Annotated in this window: 14 protein-coding genes; 8 read left to right on the forward strand and 6 right to left on the reverse strand. The window is 33.5% G+C overall.

The features are described from left to right. Positions 1 to 6: 6 nt before the first annotated feature. Positions 7 to 1,227 (forward strand): hypothetical protein, encoded by a 1,221-nt coding sequence (locus IR083_RS18920; RefSeq protein ID WP_006801580.1) that lies wholly within the window; start codon positions 7 to 9, stop codon positions 1,225 to 1,227. A gap of 50 nt (positions 1,228 to 1,277) precedes the next feature. Here the strand turns inward: IR083_RS18920 and IR083_RS18925 are convergent, their stop codons facing one another. Further along, entirely contained in the window at positions 1,278 to 1,697 is a 420-nt protein-coding gene (locus IR083_RS18925; RefSeq protein WP_006801581.1) for a Fur family transcriptional regulator, read from the reverse strand. A gap of 194 nt (positions 1,698 to 1,891) precedes the next feature. Beyond that, positions 1,892 to 4,168, reverse strand: coding sequence for an ATP-binding cassette domain-containing protein (locus IR083_RS18930; protein WP_194225484.1), 2,277 nt, complete (start codon positions 4,166 to 4,168; stop codon positions 1,892 to 1,894). 141 nt (positions 4,169 to 4,309) lie between these two features. Here IR083_RS18930 and IR083_RS18935 point away from each other — a divergent pair, with 141 nt between their 5' ends. Both IR083_RS18935 and IR083_RS18940 read left to right on the forward strand, forming a co-directional pair. Then, entirely contained in the window at positions 4,310 to 4,663 is a 354-nt protein-coding gene (locus tag IR083_RS18935) for a winged helix-turn-helix transcriptional regulator (protein ID WP_194225485.1), read from the forward strand. 155 nt (positions 4,664 to 4,818) lie between these two features. Beyond that, positions 4,819 to 5,250 carry a hypothetical protein gene (locus IR083_RS18940; protein ID WP_194225486.1) on the forward strand — a complete coding sequence of 144 codons (432 nt, stop codon included), beginning with the start codon at positions 4,819 to 4,821 and terminating at the stop codon, positions 5,248 to 5,250. 21 nt (positions 5,251 to 5,271) lie between these two features. Here IR083_RS18940 and IR083_RS18945 read toward each other — a convergent pair whose 3' ends face one another. The 3 genes from IR083_RS18945 to IR083_RS18955 form a co-directional block, all read right to left on the reverse strand. Then, positions 5,272 to 7,173 carry a restriction endonuclease gene (locus tag IR083_RS18945; protein WP_006801585.1) on the reverse strand — a complete coding sequence of 634 codons (1,902 nt, stop codon included), beginning with the start codon at positions 7,171 to 7,173 and terminating at the stop codon, positions 5,272 to 5,274. A 379-nt stretch (positions 7,174 to 7,552) separates the two neighbouring features. Beyond that, a complete protein-coding gene (rpmD, locus tag IR083_RS18950; protein WP_280985170.1) occupies positions 7,553 to 7,723 on the reverse strand; it encodes a 50S ribosomal protein L30 in 171 nt (56 codons plus the stop codon). Positions 7,724 to 8,358: 635 nt separating this feature from the next. Further along, on the reverse strand, positions 8,359 to 9,495 hold the full coding sequence (locus tag IR083_RS18955; protein WP_006801587.1) for an AAA family ATPase: 1,137 nt from the start codon (positions 9,493 to 9,495) through the stop codon (positions 8,359 to 8,361). A 1,049-nt stretch (positions 9,496 to 10,544) separates the two neighbouring features. Here IR083_RS18955 and IR083_RS18960 point away from each other — a divergent pair. Beyond that, a complete protein-coding gene (locus IR083_RS18960; RefSeq protein WP_006801588.1) occupies positions 10,545 to 11,765 on the forward strand; it encodes a site-specific integrase in 1,221 nt (406 codons plus the stop codon). A gap of 62 nt (positions 11,766 to 11,827) precedes the next feature. On the opposite strand, the gene IR083_RS18965 is transcribed toward IR083_RS18960, so the two are convergent. Further along, positions 11,828 to 12,124, reverse strand: coding sequence for a helix-turn-helix domain-containing protein (locus IR083_RS18965; protein WP_006801589.1), 297 nt, complete (start codon positions 12,122 to 12,124; stop codon positions 11,828 to 11,830). 112 nt (positions 12,125 to 12,236) lie between these two features. Here IR083_RS18965 and IR083_RS18970 point away from each other — a divergent pair, with 112 nt between their 5' ends. The 4 genes from IR083_RS18970 (at position 12,237) to IR083_RS18985 (ending at position 16,001) form a co-directional block, all read left to right on the forward strand. After that, positions 12,237 to 13,829: a hypothetical protein gene (locus tag IR083_RS18970; RefSeq protein WP_052303119.1), complete on the forward strand. Its 1,593-nt coding sequence runs from the start codon at positions 12,237 to 12,239 to the stop codon at positions 13,827 to 13,829. 6 nt (positions 13,830 to 13,835) lie between these two features. Beyond that, positions 13,836 to 14,672, forward strand: a complete 837-nt coding sequence (locus tag IR083_RS18975) for an RHS repeat-associated core domain-containing protein (RefSeq protein WP_317174769.1) — start codon at positions 13,836 to 13,838, stop codon at positions 14,670 to 14,672. 3 nt (positions 14,673 to 14,675) lie between these two features. Continuing rightward, the gene (locus IR083_RS18980; protein ID WP_194225487.1) at positions 14,676 to 15,341 is read left to right on the forward strand and encodes a hypothetical protein; all 666 of its coding nucleotides are present in this window, start codon (positions 14,676 to 14,678) and stop codon (positions 15,339 to 15,341) included. A gap of 198 nt (positions 15,342 to 15,539) precedes the next feature. Then, entirely contained in the window at positions 15,540 to 16,001 is a 462-nt protein-coding gene (locus IR083_RS18985) for a hypothetical protein (RefSeq protein ID WP_006801593.1), read from the forward strand. Positions 16,002 to 16,018 lie beyond the last annotated feature (17 nt).

The raw sequence follows: 16,018 nt of genomic DNA on the forward strand, positions 1-16,018 counted from the left end.
AAAAAAATGAAAATTAATTTTTTATCAGCTTTATGCATTAATACTCTTTTTCTGAGTTTAACAGCATGTGATGACAATGATGGTTCTAATTCAGAACAGAGCGTTGGGAAAATCCTGATTGAAACCACTGTGAAAAATCCAGATGGAGCTAGCGGCTCTTCTTATATTCAACTCATATCTGATTTTACCAAACAAACTATTGATAATAAAAATAGTATTCAGGTAGGATTCGATGCAGGAGTACGGATATATGGAAAAGATATTTATATTTTTCCTGAATTTGGAAAAGACGGAACGCAGGAAATATTAAAATATACCTACAATGAAACAACGGGATTGACAAAATCAGGGTCGTTAAGTTTACCGCCAATGTCAGGGGCATATAGTTTTGTAAAATATAATGACGAAAAGGCTTATACTCCTTTATATAATTTAGGTAAAATTTTAATATTCAATCCTAGTACAATGGCTAAAACAGGGGAAATCGATTTAGCTTCTTATGGCTATGAGGATAACAATCCGGATCCTGCTTTTATGTTTATTCGGGATGAATTATTATATGTCCCTTTGGATCAAATAGGTCCTAACTGGATGCCTTATATTGATTACAAACAAGCAGATGTAGCTATTGTGAATTTAAAAACAGATAAAGTAGTTAAGATTGTATCTGAAAAGGCATCAGGAATGACTTTTCCAACCCGCCCGTTCCTTAAAGACATGATTTTCACGGATGAAAGTAATGATCTGTATATCGGGTGTGCCGGAGGTTTCGGACTTGATCCTCGCTTCCCTGAATCTGGATTTATTTGTATCCGTTCGGGTGAAACCGAATTTGATGGATCTGCGTCATGGGATATCTCTCAGACAATGATAGAAGGAACATCTTATAAACCGGGATCACTCTCTAATTGTAAGTATATTGGAAATGGAAAGCTCGCCGCTTATGTAAGTATCACTGAACTCATGGCGGATAATCCATATACTGCCAAATATTCAATGGCTGTATTAATGGATCTAAAAACGAGAACTATAAAGAAAATTGATGGGATACCTTTGAGTGATGGACATAGTGTATTCATTGATACATATAAAGACAACGTTATTTTTGCAGCTTATGGAGATAAGAGTGCAGGATTCTTTAGTTATAATCCTTCAACAGGTGTAGTCAGTGATAGCCCTGTGGTTTCAACAAGTGGAAATCCTATATTTATGCATGCTTTTGAATAATGATCTAAGTCTTTAACTATAATAATAAAGTTTAAAAGAGGATGCTATATTTAGCTCCTCTTACTTTTTATACAATCAGGACATATACCCTCAAGCAAGATTTGAGCCGATTCAACATGATATCCTGAAGGTAAATGTAGGTTTCTATCTAATAGAGAAGAGTCTAAACAAGTAACTTTATCACAACGAGTACAGTGAAAATGCGGATGTATCCTTGATAAAACCAACTGGCTGCTTAAGGCATATTTTACAATTGTGTTATTTAGAACAATACGATGTATTACTTTGGCTTCTTCTAATGTTTTAAGAGAACGATAGAAAGTAACACGATCAAATAAATCTAAAAATGCATCTTTGATTTCATTTTCAGTTAAGGCTGTATCATCACTTTCTATTAGTTTATCGATAATACATTTGCGACAAACTGTCTTTTTTATTCCATGTTGTTTTAATATCTGTTCTGCATTCATGATCATTCTTTTTACAAAAATAATAAAAAGCATAAGATAACTTCTACTTACCTTATGCTTTACAGGTTTAAATATATAAAAACGACATAATAAAAAATGATAGACTAAGCTTATTGAAATATTGAGATTAAGGTACATTTAGAAGAAATAAGAAAAATAGGTATACTTGTAATCTTTATTTTTTTTCTTTCAACTTAAGTTTTCATTCCATTACTCTGAATTATATACCTTTTTAGATGTTTTCCCGTTAATGAAACATTACTTGTTATTAGATCAATAGGCAAGCCTTCAAATATGACTTTACCTCCATCTTTACCAGCAGCAAGTCCCATGTCTATAATCCAATCGGCTTGAGAGATAATATCTATATTATGTTCAATAATAATGACTGTATTTCTATCATCTACCAATCTATTAAAAAGTTTTATGAGTTTAATTATATCTGAGCCATGTAGCCCAGTTGTTGGTTCATCAAATATATATGTGTTTCCTCTACTACCCAATTCTGTTGCCAGTTTTAGCCGTTGGCGTTCTCCTCCAGAAAATGTGTTTAATGATTGGCCTAATGTCAGGTACTCTAGCCCAACTTCACAAAGCCTATTTAATGGTTGTGTTATTTCCTGTTCATTGAAAAAAGCATTTGCTTCACTGATGGTCATAGACATAATATCAGTAATAGATTTCCCCTTTAGTCTATATTTCAGAACTTCCGGTTTAAAGCCTGTTCCATTACAATGTTCGCAACGCACTTCAACAGCATCCAAGAAAGCCAAATCGGTAGATATAACCCCCAGTCCTTTGCATTCGGGACAAGCTCCATCCGAATTATTACTGAATAAAGATTGCATCACTTTATTCTGTTTTGCAAACATAGTTCTTATCACATCCAATATTCCGGTATAGGTTGATATGTTTGACCTTTTACTTCCTCTTAATGCACTTTGGTCTATTACAACAATTTCTTTGTACTGATTTATCAATGATTTTACAAGTGAACTTTTTCCTGAACCAGCCACACCTGTAACGACTGTTAATACCTGCTTCGGTATCTGGACTGATACTTCTTTCAAATTGTGAAGAGAACTGTTTTTTATAGAAAGGTAACCCGATGGCTTTCGATATTCTTTTTTTAGAGAAGTTTTACAATTGAGATAATTTCCGGTTGGAGTGTCTGCTTTCTTCAACCCCTCAAAGTCTCCTTCATAAACAATACTACCTCCGTTTTTACCGGCACCAATTCCCATATCAACAATATAATCAGCAATCGCAACAACATCCGGATCATGCTCTATAATTAGTACTGTATTTCCTTTATCCCGTAATTCTATCAACAACTTATTTAGTCGTTGTACATCATTCGGATGAAGTCCTACGCTCGGCTCATCAAAAATATAAGTAAGATCGGTCAAACTACTGCCTAAATGCCGAACAAGCTTTATCCGTTGAGATTCTCCTCCCGATAAGGAAGATGTGTCTCTACCCAAAGTCAAATAGCCTAAGCCAATAGATAATAGATTTTCAAGATTCTCTATGATTGTATCCAATAGTGGTGAAACCGAGTTATCTTTAATCGTTTTTACAAACATGAGTAAATCGTCAATCTGCATATTATAGCAATCAGCGATATTTTTCCCGTCTATTCTACATGATAGAACTTGATGGCTCAAGCGATTTCCGTTGCATTCAGGGCAAATACCTTGTTTCACAACTTCTTTGTATCTATTTGTATTTTTATCTATAATCTCTTTTGATTCTTTTTTGAAAAAGCTTCGCTCAAAACGAGGAAGTACACCTTCATATATTCCCGTCTTTGGGAATCGGGGATCAGGATGTGGTAATTTTAAATCATTTGCATAGATTAGATTATGCCACTCTTCTTTGGTATAGTCTTTTATTTTTTTATCATTATCAAACAATCCTGAATATACATAACGTGTCCAACGCCATCCACCGACTTCAAATGTGGGGAATCTTAACGCTCCTTCATTCAGAGATTTTTCTTTATCTATTAATTCATCCAAGTCAACAACATTGGTTTTGCCCAAACCTTCGCAGCATGAACACATTCCGAGAGGATTATTAAAAGAAAAAACAGAAGAATGACCAACAAAGGGTTGTCCGATACGGGAAAACAATAATCTCAATAATGAATATATGTCGGTAATTGTTCCAACAGTGGAACGGGCATTCCCTTCTATCTTTTTTTGATTAACTATAATCGCAACAGATAGATTTTCAAGTTTATCGACATCGGGTTTACCATATTGTTGTAGCCGATGCCGGATAAAACTATCATAGGTCTCATTCAATAATCTTTGCGCTTCTGCTGCTATTGTACCAAAGACTAATGAAGTTTTTCCAGAACCTGATACTCCGGTAAATACAGTTATCTGCTTTTTAGGTATTCTAACTGAAATATTTTTGAGATTGTTTTCTCTTGCTCCTTTTACTATTATTTCCTGCGTGTCCATTCGTCCTAATTCTTTCTTACAAAGTTAGGCACTCTTAATTATCTGATCAATAAGGGATAAATCTTTCATCGGGTGATAAATTAATCCCCACTTGATTAAGAATTAATTACCTTTGTAATACAGGAGAAAAAGGGAAATATTATGTATGTAAAGAAGAACCCAATGGACTATGCCGACTGTCCGGTACGCATTGCAATTGATATTTTATCATCTAGTTGGAATGCTTGGTTGATATCAGAGATTAGCAAAGGAGTTGTAAGACCGTGTGATTTACAGCGAAGTATAAGCATTGCTCCAAAACGAGTGCTGACAAAGCAGCTAGGCGAATTGGAGAAGATGGGGATTTTGGAGAAAAAGGTATATCCTATATTGCCTTTGAAAGTAGAATACTCTTTGACCGAAGCAGGTAAAGGGTTAATTTCAATTATTGATCAGATGTGGCAATGGGGAGATCATTATAAGGAGGATTATATAAATAATACTAAGCTGATGTAAACTAATAAAATTATATTTACTGGTGATTACGAAAATCTATTAAGCTCATTGTCGAAGTTTTGATTGACCATAAAGACGTTCTTTATGAAGAATAAGGTTTCAATACTGTAATTGTTATCCTAGCTCTATTGCCTAATTTATAATAAGAAAGAATCATGAAGTCCCCATTCCTAATATACTTGAAAAATAAAACATCTCTAAAGTTCGAATACAGGAGAGATGTTTCAGCAGTTACCCGTACCGACAAGGGATATCGCATCACATTTAGTAATGGAAGAAGCTATAGTTATGGAGCTGATAAGGTTAAATACTATCCGTTTATATCAACATGCGAAAATGTTCGCATATACGAGAATGGGAAATTGAATAAGACATATAATATTGTTGATAAATGCGGACCATATTTGATTTTTCGAGATAGTGACAATTGTTCTTATTCAGTTAAAGAAAATGGAGATATTGAAATCTACAATATAAAAAAGGATATTGTTCAGGCAGAATCAGTTATCGATTACTTTAAAGAGATACCGAAAAGGACAGGCGAAGTTTCGTTTGACATTCTATCAGAACATCTGGTGCATAATTAAAGTTTGTAGCATTATATTATATCAATTAATGAGATTGTTGATATAATCGTATATTTTTAAAAAATCGTCAATATATTTAGTAGCTAAATTTTGTGAGGATTCTGTAGATTTTTCACTAAACCTAACATTGATAGATATTGGTTCATCATATATTGAGATATCTAACATTCTTTTGCCTCTAAAAGTGAAAAAATCAAATAGCAACTCTCTCAATTCAGAAGAATTAAGTTTCATCTCGTTTTTTCCTTGAAGATGGTTAAATCCATATTCGTCTTCAAGTGAGTATTTGTATTCCAAAAGTTTCATCGCATTGTCTATACCGATTTTTGACTTTAATGGCAGCTCTTTAGATAGCCAAAAAATTCTTTGATTAAGCAAAATAGGAAAGCTAATGCTTTTCATATCTGAAGTAAACATCCAACTGCTTGGCATAATATCCTTTTGAACATTTTCAAGTATGAAAGTAACGTCTTCTTGTCTCACTTTTAAAACTTTCAGATTTAATAATTCTAACTTCTTATTGATTAACTCTACTTTTTTAAGATTATACTCCGGTGGAACTCCCCAAATTAAGTTATTTTCATTGTGTTGGAATGCAATCCACTCGTGATCGAGTATTCTTCTTATTCTCATTAGTAAAGATGAGTCAATATTTTCTACAGCGTAGAAATTATGGGATTTAATGTTCTCTAGTTGTCTGTATTGAATTAACTGATAATTATATTGTTCGACAGGATTTATCGGTTGTTCGAACATTTGTACAACCTGAATACCAGACATTTTATGTCTCCAAATTGAATCTTCATCATTTTCAGATAAGTCAAATTGGGTTTCCAACAATGAACAATAGCTCAATTCATTAGATGTCGCTTTGTAATGTGTTTTTACAAAAGTAGTTGCTTGTGTTAGTTGTATTTCTCTAGGTTCAGAAATATCATGAAGATAAATTATACTTCTTATTTGACTAGAAGTTATATGCCACCACTTTTCAGTTGTATTATTCGTCAGGATTTCATTGGCTATTTTATTTACAATTTCACCTCTTATTTCAGATGGTGAGTATTTCTCTATGCTTGAATTAATATGAACTTCAATAGTTAGTGCATACGCTGGCTGATTCAAAAAGGAAACATCTTGGTTGGGTAGTAAATAATTTATATCCAATTCGCCTGTAAATTGAAACCATTTTTTTATATTTACTTCATAATCTTTTGAAATATCTGCTTTGTATTCAAACCCTGGTACTGTTTCGGTCATCCATGATTTTCCCGACAATAATTTTAGGATAGCATCAAACGAATTGTTTTCATGATTTGAGTCCTTTTTAAAGGGTAATTCTTGAATTGTCAAATCAAATTTGAAACTTCTCAATCCGTGAACTTGCCCAAGTCCACTGAACCATTTGTTTATAATGTCTTTATTATTTTTTATTTTATCCCAAATCTTAAATCCGTTCCAATAGTCGATGGTAGGGCAATCAGCAGGATTATCATATCCTCTATTATATTCTCTGTCATTCACATACTTTTTACCTTGTGGCGTCAAATCTGCATTTGTAACAAATATAGCCTGTTTGCAGGCTTTTCGCATACAAGCTACAACAAGTAAATCTAGGTCGTCACCATTATAATGAGATTTATAATCTACTGTGTGTTTACATTGAGTAAGACAGCGCTCACCTTTAGGATTTATTGTTAAAATGTCTTGTTTTTCATCGCCTTGACCATCTGTGACATCAACCGGCGTATGTCCTTCAACTTTAATTAAAATATCAAAAATAAATTCAGGGAATTTATCATAACCAATTTGTGATAAATATTTAAAAATACCTTCTCTTGTTGGTGTTGTTGTAATTAAGTCCAACTCACTAGGAACAGTGTGATAAAAATGTTGTGTAATTCCTGAAACAATATTATAGCTCATATGTCTTTTTTAAGTTTGCCACATCTAATAAAAATATGCAATAATTATTCGAAATACACATTAACTAATAAGAATAATTATATAAGCCTGTAAATTTAGCAAATATTTAAGATACAGAGAAATATATATTCCATAGCGCCATACACTTCCAAACCGAAACTATAGTGCCTCGACTAAAAAAAATAAAAGTAACCAAACTTAATAATTTCTCATTAAAACAGTAGACATGAACTTCTTAGTTGAAGGGCCATCGATTTTGTTCTACATCACTATTAATACAGAATATAATTAATCTCTATCAGAGAGATAGCTGTTGAGTTTTTGAAGGGGCGACACTATGGAGAGGGATACCTTGGTGCCTTTTGCTTTTTTAATAATATTATTCTATTATAGTAACCAAATGCTTTACTTTATTAATCATACCAAGAATTGAAGGAGTCGCTTCATGCTCAACAATGCGATTCAGCTTACGAAGTCCTAGAGCATCAAGTGTTCGCTTTTGGTCAATAGGCATTCCAATTCTACTTTTAACTTGTTTAATCTTTATAATTACCTTAATACTTGATAGTTCACAAACTTGATTTCCTGAAAATTCCCATAATTCAAATCCGAAAGATTCAATAAGAGAATTAGAAATTTTAAATCCATTTGTTGTTAATGTGGAAAGCCGATTAAATGCTGTTGTAGCTGTAATACTAAGAGGAGAATTAATTTGTTTATTAAAAAAACAACATTTTTTTATTTTATGATTATTAAGGAAATATAGGATTGAAGGTACATTAGAAATATCAATAAGTGATTTACATAATTGAGCTATTGCTTTATTCCTTTTTCCAATTTTTGGCGTCCCATTAGCTAATGCAAAAGCGGGAATATATTTAGGATCAGTATCTGTTAATTCATTCAGATAAAAATGAGTCCAATCAGTAGTATATGCTATTAAATCGCATTTTTCTCTTCCTTGCCTAAAGGTGGCTGATAATGAATCTATAAATAATTCGTAGTTGATTATTTTTACTTCCTTGTAGTTTGGATTTTTATATTTTGCTACTCCTGTTCTTGTTGGATGAATCATTTGGGAATCATCAACGAGATCAAAATCTTTATCATTTGTCGTAGCGGAGCAGATTGTACATCTACTCAATGAGTAATGAGCGACGAAATCACTTTTTAACAAACTGTCCATCATAACAAATTATATTGGTCATAAATGTCATTAATCATTTCTGATAAAGGGTTTGTATTTATCAATCGTTCATTTTCTATTTTCAAGTCAATTATCTTCCCGTCTATTACTTGAAAAACTGAAATATCTTCGAAACTGATTTTTGCTCCTTCAATTAGCTTGTTTTTGTCACTCGCTTTGATTAACAAATTAAGATGATTAATGATATATGGACTATGCGTTGCCATCATAACTGTCATTTTATAATCACGATGATTCTCAATAAAGCAACTCTTTACAATAAAGTTAATTAAACTACGTTGACTCTCAGGATATAAGCTTAATTCTGGTTCCTCTATATGAATATTAATGTTTCGATGTTTTATATCACCTATATTTTGTCCAGTCCTGAAATCTTTTAGACTATCATTTTGAGATAAATACCCAACAACGATACTATTAAAACGACTAGTGAAGTCATAGTGCTTAGAGAAATATTCTATGATAACGGATAGAGGAGTAACTGTTTGCATACCTGAAGAAGCTTCTTCCAATTTTATAGGGGGAAATTGCTTTTGACCATCAATATTTTCAATGTAATGTCGAGTAGTATTACCCACTTTTTTACGTGAATATTTCACTCCTAAATAATCTATCGCTAATTCTTTTATAAATGGATATGCTTTTCTAAAATCTTCGTATGTTTCATTTAAAAAGAAACTATTAACCTCTGCATTTTTTGAAAGAATTTCAGAAATAATATTACGCTTATCCGCTATGAAACTCATTTTTTCTAAACTTAATTCATCTTCTGGAATTATAATGTTTGTATTCAATGATCCTCGATAAGATATTTCATTATTTCCTTTTCTATAAATTATTTCGGTTTCAGAACTTAAATATGCATCTTCGTCAAATCCTCCATTTTTGAGATATTGTTTAAAATCAAATTTAAATGGTGATTCTGTAATATTTGCATGTTTCAAATACGAACGAATATTTACCATCTTATATATCCATCGAAATAACACAATTACTTTCATTATTGTGCTTTTTCCACTTCCTGACTCTCCAATAAAAATAGTAAGAGGATGTATATTCTTAATTTCGATATTCTTGATCGGTCCGAAATTTTTTATGACAATTGATTCTTCCATGATCCCAAATATTATAATTTATATAGCCTTTAACAATTGATTGTGAAATTTTTTTCTCAGAGAAATTACCGTCGTTAAACAGCCTCCAAATTTAGCAAATATTTAAGAATCATAAAGTATAATCTCCTATATACTTTAAAATCATATCTTCATAACGCCACACACCTCCAACCCTACGCCACATACGACCACCTCTCTAAAAATCAATAACTAACCACCTCATTACAACTAATTTTATTCTGCATTAATAGTGATGCAGAACAAAATCAGTTATAGTTATGATTTTATATTATTAGAGTAGATTCAGTAAAAACACAAGACCTATAACCGCTAAGGGGGGGTACTCCCTTCTTATACTTATAGGACATTTTATCCCGAAGTGAATAACTTCGCTATAAAAGACTAACCTCGCCAGCTTTGCTGTATGGAGTTTATTTAATTATTGACCCTTATCGTTAGTATTTCAAATTCAATATATTCCTTTCCTTTCTTTACAATTTCAGCTTCAACGATAGCCTTTCTTATAAGCTTATCGTTGAAGCCGTATTTTTAACTAAGGATGTCATTGTCTTTTTTTAGAGCAGGTTTATTGTAAATAAAAAATAAACTATTAGACAGCTTTAATATATACAATTAAAATATATTATATTTGTAAGGAGTAACTAATGTACAGACAAGTGTGTCTAATGCTAAGACAAAATGTGATGTTTTGAAATATCCTAAAGTGTTCACCTTAGAAAAAACGAGAGAAGCAAATATTTGAAATGTAGCTATTTAACTAAAGAATAATGGATTCCGTCCATACCGCCAATAGATTTAGAAAATCAAATAAAAGTCCTGTAAATCAGTCGATTGCAGGACTTTTTTATTTTACCTACCCCAGCAAAAAATCCCATTAAAACGCAGATAAAAAAGGTTAATCCGTGGGACTTCCAGATTTATATAAAATGTCCCACTTTTAGGTTTATTTCTCGCTGTATTTCAGATTTTTACCTAACAACAAAATGAACTCTTAATAGTAATTTTGTAACCAAAGAAAAGAGTTTATTATGGGATCAAAGAAAAGTACCTTTAATGTGAACTTTCTACTTAGAAAGCACAAGATGTTGAAGAACGGAGAAGCACCCATATGTATGCGCATCTCTGTTAATTGTCAGGCGGTTGATATTTCTATCAAAAGAAGTGTTGCTGTTGAGTACTGGAATCAGACAAGGGAATGTTGTACATCCACCGGTAAAGTCGGAAAAGAATTGAATCGCTACATTGATACAATGAGGGCTAAGATTCTCCAAATCCATAGAGAATTGGAGATAGATGGTATTCGTATTACGGCTGACGCTATCCGAGATAAATTGTACGGTCGAGATGAGTCACAGAAAACGCTTATCGAAGTCTATGCTGAACACAATAAGCGCTGTCGAGCTTTGATTGGAAAGGACTTTTCCGTTTCTACTGTCGAAAAGTTTGATACCTCTTTAAATATGCTGAAAGCATTTCTCAAACACTCCATGAAAAAGGAAGATATTTTGTTAAAAGAGATAAACCGTGTATTCATTCAAGATTTTGAGTTCTTTTTGAAGGCTGACCGCAATATGCAACATAACTCGGCTCTGAAACACCTGAAAAACTTAAAGAAGATTGTTCGTATTGCTCTTGCTAATGAATGGATAAAGAAAGACCCATTTGTCGGAATTCAGTTCAAACACGATAAAATAGATGTAGATTTTCTAAGTCAAGATGAATTAGAGCGAATTAAAAATAAAGTGTTTACTATTAGGCGATTGGAAGTTGTGCGAGATATATTTTTATTTTGCACGTACACAGGGCTCGCCTTCATAGATGTAAAACAATTAGATTCTTCACATTTGATTGCGGACGGCAATGGTGCACTGTGGATTCGCAAACCCCGTCAAAAAACAGATAATATGTGTAACATTCCTGTTATTCAGCCAGCAAAAGCAATTCTTGAAAAATATAAGGAACATCCCGAGTGTATAAAAAAGAATGTTTTATTACCAGTTTTGAGTAACCAAAAGACTAACGCATACTTGAAAGAAATCGCTGATTTGTGCGGAATTACAAAGAAAATGAGCTCGCATGTCGCCCGCCATACGGCGGCTACCACAGTATTTTTAGCAAACAATGTCTCTATTGAAAATGTAGCCAAAATACTCGGTCATTCCAGTACAAAAATGACACAGCATTATGCAAAGGTATTGGATAGTTCGATCCTTCGGGATATGCAATCTGTTGAAGCGAAATTCAGTTAATTTCGTTACCAACACCCAAAACAAGAAAAGCGAGCCTTAAAAACTCGCTTTTCTTATTTACGTTATTCCTCTCGCCACGACTTCTCAAAATTATCTTCTAACAACTTCAAAACATCAGACTGACGATAACGAATCCTTCCTTTAATCTGTATATAACTGATAGTCCCGTTATCCCTCCAATTTTGTAGTGTACGAGTACTTAGCTTAAGCAACTTGCTAACCTCGTTATTTGTTAAATACTTCTCTCCATTTAGTTGCAGAGTTCTCCGTTTCAGAGCGTTCCTAATGACTTCCTGAATTTCATCTAACACCCGAAACAAGGTATTTATCTTTTCTGATTTTTTATCCAATATTTCCATTGGCCAGATTTTTAATTCCGAATGTAGTCACCTAATACGGAGATTGTTAATATATCCAGTTTCTTATCATAACTGATAGATGCTCGTTTTAGATTATAGTTGTATTTACGATATGGCAGACCAGCTTATATTTACACAGGACGGCGAACAGCGGAAAAAGGGAGAATGGGCATTTACTATACCGGATGCATTGGGGCGGACGGTATTAACCGGGATATGTAGAAATTCCCTGAACTATACAGCCGATCCCTTGAAGGCTATAGTGCTGAAAGCCGCATGGGGAAAAGTAACAAATACATATAAAGGCTATACTATTACCGGAATTTCATTAACGACACCCACTGTCTTGTCAGCCAGCTATTATGACAACTATGAATTTATGGGCTTGAATAGTATACCTGCCAATACGGATGTAAACTTCAAATACAATGCGGAAAGCGGCTACGGCACTTGGTACGGGACAGACTATACCGATGCTAACAAGTACAAAAATAAGGGTATGCTGACAGGAAACCTTACCGCACAGATGAACGCTGACGGAACCGTATCATCTGCGTACCTGTATTCGGTGATATATTATGACGACCGGGGGCAACTCATCCAATCCAAATCGAACAATCATTTAATGGGGGTTGAAAAGGAATACTTCGAGTACAACTATACTGGACAGCCGACCCAAAGGAAACATGTGCATCAGGTTACAGGCAAGAACACCCAGACAGAAGTCTATGCTTATATTTACGACCATGCAGGACGCCTGTTGAAAACCACTCATCAACTGACAGATGGGACAACGGTAAAACCGCAGGTAACACTGGCGGAGAACACCTATGACGAACTGGGAAGGCTAAAGACAAATAAGAAAGGAGGACAGGCAAACCTGAATACTACTTATGCCTATAATGTCAGGTCGTGGACAAACAGCATAGCCAATGCGCATTTTAACGAGGCCTTGACCTATAGCTATAACGGTAATGTTTCATCCATGCAGTGGGGGCAGGCAGGCAAAACCAGAAAATATAATTTCACCTATGACAACCTTTCCCGCCTGAAAGCCGCAGCCTATACAGGCGACGGCAATTTCAATACCTCGTATACCTACGACAAGCACGGCAATATCAAGACCCTGCAACGCTACGGTATGACGGCGGCCTCCACCTACGGGATAATAGACAACCTGACGGCGGATCATACCGGAAATCAGTTAAAATATATCACCGATGCAGGACCTAATGTAACCCTGAATGCTTCTATGGACTTTAAGGATTATACCAAGGGGACAGGTACCGAATATACTTACAATGCCAATGGGGCAATGGTAAAAGACCTGAATAAAGGAATATCAGCTATAGCTTATAACTCCCTGAACCTGCCCTGGATAGTGGATATAAAGAGTAAGACAGCCGAAGGACGTAATGAATATACTTACTCAGTATCAGGGCAAAAGCTGAAAGCGGTACAACGATGGAACCCAAACTATAATAGTGCGCCTGTCATAGGTTCTGATGTAAATATAAGTGCTTTGACAATGAGCAGTACTACAGATTATGTAGGCAATATCATTTACGAAAACGGAAACCTGAAAAGAATTCTGGTTGATGGAGGTTATTATGAATCAGGAAATTATTACTTTTACATCAACGACCATCTGGGTAACAACCGGATAGTAGCCAATGCAGCGGCATCGGTGGTGCAGAGTACGTAGTATTATCTGTTCGGGATGCCGCTCGCGGATGCTACGGGGCAGAATATTCAACCATATAAATATAATAACAAAAAGTTGGATGGCAGGAACGGGCTGAATTGGTATGATTATAGTGCGAGGTATTTGGCTTTTGATTTTCCTGTTATGCCGATGGTTGATCCAATGAGTGAGAAATATTATTCTATCAGTCCGTATGCCTATGTGGCGAATAATCCTATTAGATATATAGATCTGAGAGGAGATAGTATAAGTGTAGCTGAAGAGTATAGGGAATTATTTTATATTGGATTAGCGAGTGCATTTGGTAGGTATGCAAAAAATTTCAGTTATACAGAAAGCGGGATGTTAGTATATAATGGATCAACTAAAGGGATGACTAAAGATCAAAAGAATCTTTTTAAAGGGATGAATTCTGTAATGAGTGAAGAGATGACAACCAATGTAATCTATGGTAAAGAAACGGAAATTTCACTTGCAGATGGTTCAACGCAGACAGTTCAAGCATCTCAAGGAGGAGGGGCTTTAGCAGTTCTTGCTAGTGAGAATCCAGGGGTTGCTCAAAATACAATTTTAATAGACCCAAGTATGCATCATAAAACAACTACCGTAATGGAAGTGACTTCTGCATATTATAAAACTCCGATAAGTCCTGCCAATGGACCTAGATTTAGACAGGCACCTTTATATACAACTATTCAAGACTTATTCTATCATGAATTGGGGCATGTTATTTACCAAGGCCAAAGTCAAGATAAGGTTCTTAAGTATAATAATATATTCAGAAGGATGTTTGGACATCCTGTAAGAAAACCAGATGAGACACATAACAAAACAATAAAATAGAATATGAGAGAGAAAATTTATTTTATTTTCGTTTTTATTTTGTTTTCGTTTTCACTTTGGGGACAAAATAGTTTAATAGAAGACAAAAAAAGTCAAACTTACCTACAAGATAGGTATAACAATGAAATTTATGTGAATAAGAGAATTGTAAAAAAAGACTTTATTATAGAAATCTGTAACAACACCTCAGATACTATTTATTTATTTGATAGCTATTTGACTCCAGAGCTAATAAAATCGAAATATATTCATCGCTATAATGCGGATGTAGAGAAGTGTAAATTATCAACTCTACCTTTAATTCCTTATTTATCAGTGAAACTTTCAGATGTGATAATATTGGGGAAAGATAAAATAGTAAAGAGATATAAAACACTTTATAGTTTTACTCCTATAAATCCACATTGTGAAATAAAACTGGCAATACCTCTAGATGTACTTAATAACAACTATAAAATTTTAGATTTTGAAGTAAAGGATAAAGGAAGTTTTGATGAGATATTTTTTGAGAGTATAAATATTGATCAAAAATGTTCTAATATAATTATAGAATTAGCTATTTATCAAAAAATAGATTTATTAGTTTCTAAAGAAGCATACTATCTCGATTCAGAAAAGTTTGAAGAACAGGCTAAATCTTTTGATGTTCTAGCTATTAATTTTCATTGAATACTTTATCAATTTGATAATATAAATTTATAAGTAAGCGAACTCAAAGCCCGCTCGCGCAGACGTCCCGTGTCTGTTGCACAACTCACATTTTGCTGACAGTCGATGATACTGATTTAGAAAAGAAGCCTTACGAAATTGAAAAACAGATTCTGGATGAAATTCAAAAAAATAAAATAAACGAATAAAATAAATAATATGAAAAAAAGAATTTATTTTTTAGTTATATTTAATATTCTATTTACTGCTATTTATGCAAGTGATATACCAGTAAGAAATATTAAAGATAGTCTACTATTATTTTTAAAACAAACAAAAGATATACCAGGCAATTATACAATAGACTATATACCTAATACGATATTGACAGAAGTGAAAGACAGATCTCACATAGAAAATGGAAAAACCGGTATTTTCTATATTCCATCTTTTTCTGCACATGGATATATACATTATTTGCTAATTGATAAAAAAAGGTTTCAGATAATTAATATGCGGGAACCATTTAACGCTAATTTGGAAAAGCTAATTACTTATTTAAAAAATAATGAACATTATAACAAGTCCGATATTCTTTTTTATATTTCAGATTTTATTAAAACTTATGAAAAAAATAAGAAAAAGAGTAAACAGGCTGGTATCTATATTGGTATAGATTAAATTACCCGTTCAGCGTA

The sequence above is a fragment of the Dysgonomonas sp. GY75 genome, from assembly GCF_015234155.1.
GTDB lineage: Bacteria > Bacteroidota > Bacteroidia > Bacteroidales > Dysgonomonadaceae > Dysgonomonas > Dysgonomonas gadei.

Excerpts from the sequence above, each read along its gene's own strand:
- IR083_RS18930 (WP_194225484.1), bottom strand. The coding sequence starts at position 4,168 with ATGGACACGCAGGAAATAATAGTAAAAGGAGCAAGAGAAAACAATCTC.
- IR083_RS18935 (WP_194225485.1), top strand. The coding sequence starts at position 4,310 with ATGTATGTAAAGAAGAACCCAATGGACTATGCCGACTGTCCGGTACGC.
- IR083_RS18970 (WP_052303119.1), top strand. The coding sequence starts at position 12,237 with ATGGCAGACCAGCTTATATTTACACAGGACGGCGAACAGCGGAAAAAG.
- IR083_RS18945 (WP_006801585.1), bottom strand. The coding sequence starts at position 7,173 with ATGAGCTATAATATTGTTTCAGGAATTACACAACATTTTTATCACACT.
- IR083_RS18955 (WP_006801587.1), bottom strand. The coding sequence starts at position 9,495 with ATGGAAGAATCAATTGTCATAAAAAATTTCGGACCGATCAAGAATATC.
- IR083_RS18960 (WP_006801588.1), top strand. The coding sequence starts at position 10,545 with ATGGGATCAAAGAAAAGTACCTTTAATGTGAACTTTCTACTTAGAAAG.
- IR083_RS18920 (WP_006801580.1), top strand. The coding sequence starts at position 7 with ATGAAAATTAATTTTTTATCAGCTTTATGCATTAATACTCTTTTTCTG.
- IR083_RS18985 (WP_006801593.1), top strand. The coding sequence starts at position 15,540 with ATGAAAAAAAGAATTTATTTTTTAGTTATATTTAATATTCTATTTACT.
- IR083_RS18940 (WP_194225486.1), top strand. The coding sequence starts at position 4,819 with ATGAAGTCCCCATTCCTAATATACTTGAAAAATAAAACATCTCTAAAG.
- IR083_RS18925 (WP_006801581.1), bottom strand. The coding sequence starts at position 1,697 with ATGAATGCAGAACAGATATTAAAACAACATGGAATAAAAAAGACAGTT.
- IR083_RS18965 (WP_006801589.1), bottom strand. The coding sequence starts at position 12,124 with ATGGAAATATTGGATAAAAAATCAGAAAAGATAAATACCTTGTTTCGG.
- IR083_RS18980 (WP_194225487.1), top strand. The coding sequence starts at position 14,676 with ATGAGAGAGAAAATTTATTTTATTTTCGTTTTTATTTTGTTTTCGTTT.